Source organism: Thalassospira sp. Z349TD_5 (assembly GCF_056173045.1).
In genome coordinates this window covers 3,749,515-3,761,113 of the sequence record NZ_CM149654.1, presented here as the reverse complement: position 1 = coordinate 3,761,113, position 11,599 = coordinate 3,749,515, and the positions used below count along the sequence as shown (strand labels likewise).

The window sequence follows — 11,599 nt, the reverse complement described above, 5'->3', positions numbered from 1 at the left end:
GCGATCTCAAGCCGGGTTTTTGACCAGACCGACGAGGCGGACGCACAGCTTAACGATGCGAATCGAGAATGGGATTATCTTTCACGTAATCGACTTGCGGCAGCTTTTATCCCGACATGCGCCCTAAAATTGTGCGCTGCACGATGGGGAAGATTTTTTGCACTGCAGTGATTTTTCGGCCCATCGGGAGCGAGTAGCGTTGAGATAACGTTACGTAATCAAGGGTAGAAAGATCATCTATGCGACACGCAGTTAAATTGTGCGGTGCGAATTTGTAGAAAAGGTTCAATCCCTTGTGGATCATTGCATTGACGCAATATGCTGAAATTGGTACTTAAATGCTTATTAAATGTGTCAGGCCCGGTTTCCGTAAGGTAAGGGTCACATAAAAATCCGACACATCATCAGGGAAACTGAAAAGCGGTTAGCAATATTTACCGACATGAACCGGAAATGCGGTTCTGCGGAATTTGCGGCCCAAGTCAGGGAGGGTAAGCGACGTTATGACGTCACAAGGTCCCATTTTGCAGATTAGCGACGTGTCGCTTGTGTTTGGCGGTGTGCGTGCGCTGAGTGATGTCAGCTTTTCCGTGCAGCCAGGCGAGCTTTTTTCAATTATCGGCCCAAATGGTGCGGGTAAGACGTCGATGCTTAACTGTGTGTCGGGGCGATATGCACCGACCACAGGGTCCGTATCCTTTAACGGGCAGGATGTCACCGGGCTTAAGCCAAATGATCGCGCCGAACTTGGCATTGGTCGAACCTTCCAGAACCTTGCTCTTTTTGGGCATATGAATGTTCTTGATAATATCATGGTCGGGCGGCACCACCTTCTGAAGAACAACTTCATCAACGGCCCGTTGTACTGGCTGGGCGGGGCTCAGAAAGAAGAGCTCGAACATCGACGCTTCTGTGAAGACGTGATTGATTTTCTTGAGATCTCCCATATTCGCAAAGCCACAGCTGGCACCTTGTCATATGGGTTGCGCAAGCGTGTCGAGCTTGCACGTGCAGTGGCACTCCGCCCTGATTTGATCCTTTTGGATGAGCCGATGGCGGGCATGAACCTCGAAGAAAAAGAGGACATGGCGCGCTTCATCATCGACCTCAACGAAGAATGGGGGATGACGGTGGTGATGATCGAACACGACATGGGGGTGGTGATGGATATCTCCAACCGTGTGATGGTTCTTGATTTCGGTCGCAAGATTGCCGAAGGCGAACCCGACGAAGTGATGGCCAACAAGCACGTCAAGAAAGCCTATCTCGGCGAAGAAGACGATGACACAGACGAAGACGAGCAGGTGGCCTGAGCATGAGCAGCAATATTCCCGATTATGCAGATGTCCAGGCGATGGACACGTTCCCCAAGGTGCTGGCCTATAACGCGCGCAATTGGGGCAACGACGTTGCCATGCGCGAAAAAGAATTCGGCATCTGGCAGGAATTCACCTGGAAAGACTACAACGACCGCGTCAAATGGATGGCGCTTGGCATGCGTGCCCTTGGCATTGGGCAGGGCGACGTTGTTGGTATTATCGGTGAAAACCGGCCTGAATGGGTCTGGGCTGAAATTTCGGCCCATGCGTTACGGGGCATGTCGGTCGGCCTTTATCAGGACAGCCTGCATGAAGAAGTCGCTTACCTGATTACCTATTCCGGTGCGCGCATCCTGATTGCCGAAGACGAAGAGCAATGTGACAAGCTGATCGAGCTTGGCGATGATATCCCAACGGTTGACCATATTGTCTATTGCGACCCGCGCGGCATGCGCAAATATGACGATCCGCGCCTTTTGGATGTTGAAAAGCTCTATGAAATGGGGCGCGCGCTCGAAGCCAAAGACCCCGGTCTGTATGACAAAATGGTTGTCGATACCCGCGGTGATGAATGCGCGATCCTTTGCACCACATCTGGTACGACGTCCAAGCCGAAAATGGCGATGTTGAACTCCGGCGATTTCCTTGATCATTGTGCGGCGTATCTGCGAGCCGATCCGAAGTATCCGGGGGATGATTATGTTTCGGTTTTGCCGCTGCCGTGGATTATGGAGCAGGTCTATGTTGTTGGTCAGTCGCTGATCAGCCGTCAGATCGTCAATTTCGTCGAAGAGCAGGAAACCATGATGGAAGACCTGCGCGAGATTGGTCCGAACTTTGTGCTGCTTGCGCCGCGTGTTTGGGAAACCATTGCGGCCGACGTGCGGGCGCGCATGATGGACTCAACCCCGTTCAAACAGAAAATGTACGATGTTGGTATGGCGCTGGCGCGCACCGCCTTGGACAACGGTGGGCATTCCAAACTGGCTGACATCATCCTGATGAGTGCGCTGAAAGACCGGTTGGGCTTTACCAATTTGCGCTCAGCCGCCACCGGTGGTGCGGCGATTGGGCCGGAAACCTTCAAGTTCTTCCACGCGATGGGTGTTCCGCTGCGCCAGCTTTATGGTCAGACCGAGCTGTGCGGCGCCTATACCATTCATCAGCCCGGTGACATTGATTTTGATACGGTTGGCGTTGCGTTCGACAATTCCGAAATCAAAGTCATCAATACCGATGAAAACGGGGTTGGTGAAATCGTTGCCCGGACGTCGGGCATGTTCACCAGCTACTATAAAAATCAGGCGGCCTATGACGAGGATGTCAGGGATGGCTGGATGCATACCGGGGATGCCGGATACTTCAAGGACGCCAACAAGCACCTTGTGGTGATCGACCGGATGAAGGATCTGGCGGAAACCTCGACCGGGGTACGCTATTCGCCGCAGTTTATTGAAAACAAACTGAAATTCTCGCCATTTATTGCCGAAGCAGTAATTCTTGGCAAGGATCTGCCGTTTCTGTCGACGATGATCTGTATCCGCTATTCGATCATGGCCAAATGGGCCGAGCAGCGCGGCATTGCCTTTACCAACTACACCAACCTTTCAGCCCAGCCGCAGGTCTACGACATGATTGTCGATGAAGTGCATCAGGTGAATGAAACCTTGCCCGAAGCACAGCGCATCAAAAGGTTCTTACTTCTTTACAAGGAACTTGATGCCGATGACGGTGAACTGACCCGTACCCGCAAGGTGCGCCGCAGTGTGGTTGCCGAGAAATACGCCGACATCATCGATGCGGTTTATGCCGGAAATGACAAGGTTGATATTGACACCATGATCACCTTCCAGGACGGGTCAAAAACCCGCATCCAGACGAGTGTCCGGGTGGTCGATCTTGATGAAAACAAGGCCGCACAGATGGCCCCGAAAGCGGCCGAATAGGTCGCCAATAAACTGTGGTTCCGTGCCAAGGGCACCGGGGCCGCCATTACAGGGATGGCAACATGAATTTCGAACTTCTGTTCCAGCTTTTGCTGAATGGGTTGATCGTCGGAACACTGTATGGCGTCGTCGCCATGTGTTTTGTGCTGATCTATAAATCGACCCAGATCGTCAATTTCGCCCAGGGTGAGTTCCTTTTGATCGGGGCGTGGGTTTGTTACGCCTTCCTTGTCGAAATGCACATGCCGTTCTGGATGGGGTTCCTGTTTACACTGCTGTTCATGATGGTGTTTGGCATTGTCCTGCAGATGGTTGTGCTGCGCCCGATGATTGGCGAGCCGATCATTTCCGTGATCATGGTGACCATTGGGCTTTCAATCTTTTTCCAGGCGGCGACCAAATGGATTTTCGGGGCGACCACCGCGACCTATCCGCAGGTGTTTGAAACCCGTTCTTTGAACGTGCTCGGGATGCAGATCGAGACGGCCTATATCATGAGCTTTGTGATCTCATTGTTCATCATGGCCGGGTTCTATTGGTTCTTTAAATATTCCAAGCTTGGCCTTGCGATGCGCGCCACCGCCTTTGATCAGCAGGTCGCCCAAAGTCTGGGGATTTCGGTTAAAACCGTATTTGCCATGTCCTGGGCGATTTCCGCCCTTGTATCTGGGGTTGCCGGGATCGTGATCGGGATGGTCAATGGTGTGTCATCGGCATTGTCGGTGATCGGGATTAAGGTGTTCCCGGCGGTCATTCTGGGCGGGCTTGATTCGATTGTCGGCGCGATTGTTGGCGGGGTGATTATTGGCTTGCTTGAAAACACGGCCGAGTTTGTCGATGGGCAGTACCTGCATTGGGGCAACCTGTTCTCGATCGCACCGTTCTATGTGCTGATCATAATTTTGTGCATCAAGCCGTATGGCCTGTTTGGCACCAAAGATATCGAACGTATCTAAGGGACGAGGAAAGAAACGATGGCTGGATTTTCGATGCGTCCCTGCGGTGATTTCCGAACGACATATCGGCAAGATACCCGCATTTTTGATACGACTGTTGTGCGCAATGCCGCCATTCTTGGCATCATAGCCGTGGCCCTGATCCCGTTTGTTCTGGACGGCTATTACGTCAACCTGTTCATTCAGATTTCGTATTTTGCGATTGCCGCATTAGGGTTGAACATTCTGGTGGGCTTCACTGGCCAGATTTCATTGGGGCACGCGGCATTCTTTGGCTTTGGGGCGTTTGCGTCGGCCTGGATCAATAATACCACCGGCATTCCGGTGTTGCTGTCGATCCCGCTGGCCGGTTTGATGACGGCGGCGGTTGGTTTGCTGTTTGGTCTTCCAGCTGCGCGGATCAAGGGGCTGTATCTGGCGATTGCCACCCTTGCCGCCCAGTTCATTCTCGAAGATTTCTTTGCCCGTGCGGAATGGTTTACCGGGGGCTCATACGGGGCGGCGGCCAATCCGGTGAATGTGTTTGGCTATGAAATCTATGATGATTTTAGCTTCTTCTATGTCTGTTTGTTCTTTCTGGTGGTGATGTATCTTTTGGGCACAAATCTGATGCGTACCCGTGACGGCCGCGCGTTTGTTGCTGTGCGTGACCATTACCTGTCAGCGGAAATCATGGGGATCAATCTGACGAAATATCGTCTGATGAGTTTTGCGATTTCATCGTTTTATGCCGGGGTCGGTGGGGCAATGTATGGCCATTATCTTGGCTTTGTCTCGGCCGAGGGTTTCACCATCCTGCTGTCGATCCAGTTCCTTGGCATGATCATTATCGGTGGTCTGGGCTCGGTCAAGGGGACGCTTATGGGCACTGTCTTTATGGTGCTGTTGCCCGAAGTGATGGAAAGCGGTGTCAGCGCCTTAAGTGTTTTCGACTGGGCAAGTTCGACGGATGTGACCGACGGGCTGGCCTATATCAAGGAGATGGCGATCGGTCTGGCCATCATCCTTTTCCTGATCTTTGAGCCGGATGGGCTTGCCCATCGCTGGCAACAGATCAGGGCGTACTGGAAGCTTTACCCCTTCTCGTACTGATAAATACCGCCGAAGCCCGTTTCGCTAAAAACCAAAAAAGAAACGGGATCAAAATCGGTGAAGACCGGGAGGCTACTTTGTTTAGTAAAACGTCCAAGGGAGACGTCGTGATGAAACGATTGATTGCTGCAACCGCGATGGTTGCGACCAGCTTGTCAATGACGGCAGCCAAGGCAGATGACGACATGGTGTTTGTTGGTCATTTGATGGATATTACCGGCCCGACCGGCTTTATCGGCAAGTTTTATGCTGATGGTGTGCGTGACGCGCTGTCCTACATCAATACCCACGGCGGGATTGATGGGACGGTTTTAGATTCAGAATCTATTGATTACGCTTATAAAGTTCCGCAGGCGATTGCGAACTATAAGAAATGGCTTTCACGTAACGACATGGTTGCAATGCAAGGCTGGGGCACGGGTGATACCGAAGCCCTGATCAGCTTTGTTGCCAAGGACAAGGTGCCGGTTTATTCCGCATCCTATTCCGGCCATTTGACCGACCCGACGGCAAAGAACCCGAAAACAGCCAAACCGGCACCTTATAACTTCTTCTACGGTGCATCCTATTCCGATGCCTGCCGTGCAATGGCTCAGTGGGCCGCCGAAGACTGGAAGTCATCGGGCAACAGCGGCAAGCCGATCTTCTCGCACATCGGGGACAACCATCCGTATCCCAATGCACCAAAAGAAGCTTGCGCTGAATATGCAACCGAACTTGGGTTTGAAGTTACCGCACCGATTGTTGTGTCGATGAAGCCGGGCGATTTCAAAGCGCAGTGCCTGACGCTTAAGGAAGCCGGCACCAACTATGGCTATCTCGGTAACCTCGGCCCATCGGTTGTGTCGCTGGTGAAATCCTGTGACACGGTTGGCGCGACCCCGAAATGGCTCGCCAATATCTGGGCAGGCGATTACGAAACGCTCAAAACCATTGGGGATGTTGATAACTACATCTTCCCGGCGATGACCAGTTTCTGGAGCGATGAAGGTGTTCCGGGGATGGATTTGGTGCGCGAAATTTCGAAAATGTCCGATAACTCGGGCGAGGAATTCCGCACCCACCATTACATCCGTGGCATTTGCTCTGCTTATTACATGAAAGAAGCCATGGAATGGGCAAAGGCAAATGGTGGCATCACCGGTGAAAACATCAAGGCAGGCATGTACGCCCGCGAGATGTGGGTGCCAAAAGGTCTTGAAGGCGTTTGCATGGAAGCAACCTGGACCGCCGAAGACCATCGCGGCATTAACACCGTCAATATCTATAAAGGTTCGGCAAAAGGTGGCGAAGCATCTGTTGAGAAGTTGACCACTGTGACCTTGCCGCGTCGTGACGATTGGCTTGGTTACTAAGGCCTACGTCTGAGTTGGCCTGAAGACGAATGTCTCCCGTGGTGATCGGGGACGGGCTTTATGCTCCGTCCCCGATACATGGGAACGAAACACGGATGTGATCGAAGGGGACACCATGGCAGAGCCCGCCCGTAAAATCGAAAATGCCGAACCGATGCTGTCGGTCAACAATATCGAAGTTGTTTATGACGAGGTGATCCTTGTCCTGCGCGGGGTATCTCTCGAGGTTCCGCAAGGCAAAATTGTTACCCTTCTTGGTCCAAACGGAGCGGGGAAATCGACGACGCTTAAGGCGATCTCGGGCTTGCTGAAAACCGAAGACGGCGAAGTGACCCGTGGCGATATCAATTTCATGGGAAAACAGATCGCCAATGGCAATCCCGAAGATATCGTGCGGTCCGGCCTGTTTCAGGTGATGGAAGGCCGTCGCATTATCGAAGATATGACCTGTATCGAAAACCTGCGTCTTGGTGCCTATACCCGCAAGGATAAGGGGGTCAAAGACGACATCGAGATGGTTTTTGACTACTTCCCACGCCTGAGAGAACGCACTGGTCTTGCCGGATATCTTTCGGGTGGTGAGCAGCAAATGCTGGCTATTGGCCGGTCCTTGATGGCACGGCCGAAAATGATTCTGCTTGATGAACCATCGATGGGTTTGTCACCGCTTCTGGTCAAGGAAGTGTTCGGGATCATTGAAAAGATTAATCGCGATCAGGGCATTACCATGCTGATCGTTGAACAGAACGCCAACTTTGCGCTGAAAGTCGCCGATTACGGCTATATCATGGAAAGCGGCAAGGTGGTCCTTGATGGCACACGTGACGAGCTTCTCAATAATGAGGACGTCAAGGAGTTCTATCTTGGCGGTGGGTCGGAAGATCGCAAAAGCTTTAAGAACATCAAGTCATATAAACGGCGCAAACGTTGGCTATAACAACCATATCATGATGGTTGACGAAATTGGATGAAAGACGGGCAAAATGCTAAAGACCTTTTACGACGGAAGAGAAACGCGCAAACCTGCTGATCGCGATGTCGGGTTGATGGCAGCGTTGCCGCGGATCATTCACCATGCGAAATCGCAGTCTGCGGGGTTTGGGCGCATTTTGGCGGATGTTGATCCGCAAAGCGTGACCAATCGTGAAGCTTTGGCGACACTGCCGGTGACGCGCAAGTCCGATTTGATCGACGCTCATGCGAAAGAACCGCCTTTTGCCGGATTGAATGCGACGCCGGTTCCTGCGCTTGCGCGTATGTTCCAAAGCCCGGGGCCGATTTATGATCCACAGGGCAAAGGTGATGATTGGTGGCGGATGGGGCGTGCGTTTTTTGCTGCTGGGTTCCGCCCCGGCGACATCGTCCATAATTGCCTGTCCTATCATCTGACGCCGGGTGGCTTCATCTTTGACAGTGGTGCGCGCGCATGTGGTTGTGTTGTGATCCCGGCCGGGGTTGGACAAAGCGAGGCTCAGGTCAAGGCCATCAGTGATTTGAAGCCGACGGGCTATTGCGGCACGCCGTCGTTTTTGAAAATCCTGATCGAAAAGGCTGAGGAACTCGGGGCGGACATCTCATCGATCAAGCGCGCACTGGTGTCGGGCGAAGCCTTGCCCGAGACGTTACGCGACTGGTTTGCCGATCGCGGAATCGCGATGTTGCAATGTTACGCCAGTGCAGACCTTGGTTTGATTGCGTACGAAAGTGACGCCAAGGACGGCATGATCGTTGCTGAAGATATCATTCTTGAAATCGTCCGTCCGGGCACTGGCGATCCGGTGGTCGAGGGTGAAGTTGGTGAAGTTGTCGTGACGTCGCTTAACATGGACTATCCGTTGATCCGCTTTGCGACGGGTGATCTGTCGGCGATTGCAGCAGGGCAAAGCAGTTGTGGCCGCACCAATGACCGGATCAAGGGATGGATGGGCCGTGCCGATCAAACGACCAAGGTCAAAGGCATGTTTGTTCACCCACAGCAAATTGCCGAAATCATCAAACGCCATGACGCAATTACCAAGGCGCGCCTTGTTGTGACGCGTGAAAGCGATAATGACGTCATGACCCTGTTGTGCGAAGGCGCGGATCCCGGGCACATCGATGCCATTGGTGAAACTCTTGCCAGCGTGTGCAAGCTGCGCGGGATCGTTGAATGCGCTGCTACCGGCAGCCTTCCCAATGACGGTAAGGTCATCGATGATAAAAGAGCGCTTTAATAAGTAAGTTAACTAACTCATCAAAGTATTATTTCATTCCCGCTCGGGAACCTTGATGCCGCCCGGTTTCGACCAGTGGCATTTTTTTTTGTTTCAGAGGGTCAAGGCGGCCTTAATGATCAACCCGCCAGCCAGTGCAATCAGGACGGCCAAAATGAGGATGTTTTTGAAGGACCATAGGGATGAAGTTCCGTGGTCGTGATGCTGATGACCCGAATGATGGTCGTGCTCATGATCATTATGGTCTGATGTCTCAGACGCTGCATGTTGGTCGCGATACCTTAACCACAGCAACAAACCGCCCAAGGCGAATGCCGCAATATTGAGGAAAAAGGTGTAGTTGATGCCAAAGGCGCTAACCTCTGCGATGTCGCGACTGCCTTCAGGAATGATGCCAATTACGGCATAGGCATAATGCAGGGTCAGGGCGGTTACGACGATACTGGCATACATGATCGCCGCGATATAAAGCGCTGCTTTCCAGCCATAGTAGCGTGCGTTCACCTTCACCAGCGGTGGTACCATCAGGTCAGAGTATATAAAGCCCATAATACCGGCAAAACTAACACCCCCGGCACTCAGTACAGTTGCAAGCGGGATGTTGCCCATGGATCCGATAAAGGTGGCTGCAGCGACAAATGGGGCAATCAGGGCGTTTTCCAGAACGACCAGAAACGGCATATTTGCCTGATCACCCGAAGCAGCCTCGGCCATAAACAATGTTTGCCAAACCTGATTTGGGACGAATACGGCAATAAAGCCCGCAATCGTGAAACCGATCAGGATTTCGCGCCAGACCATCTGCCATTCCATGGCAAACCGGGTGCCAACCTGTTGCCAGCCATCGAGTGACTTAATGCGCTTTTTCCAGTCAAAATCTTCTTCGTCTTGATTGCTTGCATTGTCGGCATGCTTTTTGGCCGCATTGATTAATTTCTCAGGGTACGTCAAGCGGATCAAAAGGGCGGAGATGGCAATCATCAGAATGCCACCGACAAGTTCGGCCGCAAGGTATTCCCAGCCCAAAAACAGGAAAATCAGAACGCCAAGCTCAATCACCAAATTGGTTGATGCAAACATGAATGCGACGGTGGCAATAAAATGCGCGCCTTTTTGAAAAAGCGACCGAGCTGCGGAAAGGGCTGCGAATGAGCACGAACTTGAAACCGCACCAAACAGGCCCGCAAGAGACACACTTCGAAGATTTGCATCTCCCATCTGATGGGTAAGGCGTTTCTTGGGGACGAAGACCTGAATGGCGGCACTAATGGCGTACCCAAGGACAAAGGCCCATAATGCGTTCCAGAAGAAGCCAATGGCGGTGATGACACCGTTTGCATATTGATCCAGGAGGGGCATGGGGCGCTCCGGTTCTATTGCAAGGTTGCATTTCCTAGTATTTCTGAACGGTTGAAACCCCAAACAGTTCCAAGATAGTCATTTTTGGACTTCCGTGTATTATGCCCCGAACGCGTACAAATCGGTCGGAGAAGGCATGGCACGCACGGGGAAAAGCTTTGCCGTTTCAATGATTACGGTGTGCCAGTTGATGGCGCTTGCTCTTTGGTTTTCGGCAACGGCGGTTCTGCCGCAGTTGCGCGCAGAGTTTGATCTTGGTGCTGTCCAGTCGTCCCTTTTTACCAGTTCGGTTGTGCTCGGTTTTGTTCTGGGTACGGTTACCAGTGCGGTTTTTGGTCTGGCCGACCGGATTGAACCGCGTCGGTTCTGGGCCGTATCGGCAATCATTGCCGCAACGGCCAATATCCTGATCCTGACGGTTCCGGTTGACGGGGTTATAGTCATTGTCCTGCGTCTGGTTACCGGTGTCTGCATGGCTGGAATTTACCCGATTGGCATGAAAATGGTCGCGACATGGGCGCGTGGGGATACCGGGTTTCTGGTCGGTCTTTTGGTTGGGGCGCTGACCATGGGGTCGGCCTTGCCGCATCTGTTTTCCGTGGCCGTCCCGCTTGATTGGCAGCTGGTGATTGTTGCGGCCAGTGTGTCGGCCTATGTCGCGGGGATTGCGGTTCTGTTTGTTCAACTGGGTGGGACACCCGGAAAATCACCGCGCTTTGATCCGCGTATGGTCGGCCAAATCTGGGCCAACAAACCGCTGCGGCATGCCTGTTATGGCTATTTCGGCCACATGTGGGAGCTTTATGCCATGTGGGGCTGGATCGGTTTGTTCCTGTATGGAAGTTTTTCGGATCGTTTGATTGAAAATCCCGGTGTGTGGTCGGCTTTGTCAACCTTTGCCATTGTCGGGGTTGGTGCGTTCGGATCCCTTGCCGGGGGGTATTTCGCCGACCGCATCGGACGCACCACTGTTACCATTGCTGCAATGATCGTCAGTGGGGCATGTGCGCTTGTTGTCGGGACTTTCGGCGGCGTGCCTTTTGCGATCCTGCTTGCCGTTTGCATCATCTGGGGCATTTCAGTGGTTGCGGATTCTGCCCAGTTCTCATCCTGTGTGATCGAACTGGCCGATCCCCATCAGGTTGGCACGGCTCTGACCTTACAAAATGCGATTGGTTTTCTCATAGCCCTTGTGTCGATCCATCTTGTGCCGGTTGTCGCGGATCATTTTGGATGGTGGGGGGCGTTTGCCATGCTGTCGATCGGGCCGGTTTTGGGCACGATTGCAATGGTGCGTTTGCGCCTGATGCCTGAGGCAATTCGTCTTGCAGGTGGTAAACGCTAAGTATTTCGACGCCA

At 52.7% G+C, this 11,599-nt stretch carries 9 protein-coding genes; 8 read left to right on the top strand and 1 reads right to left on the bottom strand.

Going from position 1 to position 11,599, the window contains the following annotated elements:
* Positions 1-503: 503 nt before the first annotated feature.
* From AC0VXT_RS17355 to AC0VXT_RS17325, 7 genes are all read left to right on the top strand, one after another.
* Positions 504-1,313 carry an ABC transporter ATP-binding protein gene (locus tag AC0VXT_RS17355; RefSeq protein WP_475546426.1) on the top strand — a complete coding sequence of 270 codons (810 nt, stop codon included), beginning with the start codon at positions 504-506 and terminating at the stop codon, positions 1,311-1,313.
* A 2-nt stretch (positions 1,314-1,315) separates the two neighbouring features.
* Positions 1,316-3,265, top strand: a complete 1,950-nt coding sequence (locus AC0VXT_RS17350) for an AMP-binding protein (protein WP_475546425.1) — start codon at positions 1,316-1,318, stop codon at positions 3,263-3,265.
* A 62-nt stretch (positions 3,266-3,327) separates the two neighbouring features.
* Positions 3,328-4,221: a branched-chain amino acid ABC transporter permease gene (locus AC0VXT_RS17345; RefSeq protein WP_022731041.1), complete on the top strand. Its 894-nt coding sequence runs from the start codon at positions 3,328-3,330 to the stop codon at positions 4,219-4,221.
* Positions 4,222-4,239: 18 nt separating this feature from the next.
* A complete protein-coding gene (locus AC0VXT_RS17340; RefSeq protein ID WP_102783307.1) occupies positions 4,240-5,313 on the top strand; it encodes a branched-chain amino acid ABC transporter permease in 1,074 nt (357 codons plus the stop codon).
* A 110-nt stretch (positions 5,314-5,423) separates the two neighbouring features.
* Positions 5,424-6,668: an ABC transporter substrate-binding protein gene (locus AC0VXT_RS17335; protein WP_475546424.1), complete on the top strand. Its 1,245-nt coding sequence runs from the start codon at positions 5,424-5,426 to the stop codon at positions 6,666-6,668.
* Between the two features lie 154 nt (positions 6,669-6,822).
* Entirely contained in the window at positions 6,823-7,605 is a 783-nt protein-coding gene (locus AC0VXT_RS17330; protein ID WP_033368604.1) for an ABC transporter ATP-binding protein, read from the top strand.
* Positions 7,606-7,651: 46 nt separating this feature from the next.
* Positions 7,652-8,881, top strand: coding sequence for a phenylacetate--CoA ligase family protein (locus tag AC0VXT_RS17325; RefSeq protein ID WP_475546423.1), 1,230 nt, complete (start codon positions 7,652-7,654; stop codon positions 8,879-8,881).
* A gap of 93 nt (positions 8,882-8,974) precedes the next feature.
* Here AC0VXT_RS17325 and AC0VXT_RS17320 read toward each other — a convergent pair whose 3' ends face one another.
* Positions 8,975-10,240 (bottom strand): permease, encoded by a 1,266-nt coding sequence (locus AC0VXT_RS17320; RefSeq protein WP_475546422.1) that lies wholly within the window; start codon positions 10,238-10,240, stop codon positions 8,975-8,977.
* A 136-nt stretch (positions 10,241-10,376) separates the two neighbouring features.
* On the opposite strand from AC0VXT_RS17320, the gene AC0VXT_RS17315 reads away from it, so the two are divergent.
* On the top strand, positions 10,377-11,585 hold the full coding sequence (locus tag AC0VXT_RS17315) for an MFS transporter (protein ID WP_475546421.1): 1,209 nt from the start codon (positions 10,377-10,379) through the stop codon (positions 11,583-11,585).
* The last annotated feature ends 14 nt before the right edge of the window (positions 11,586-11,599 follow it).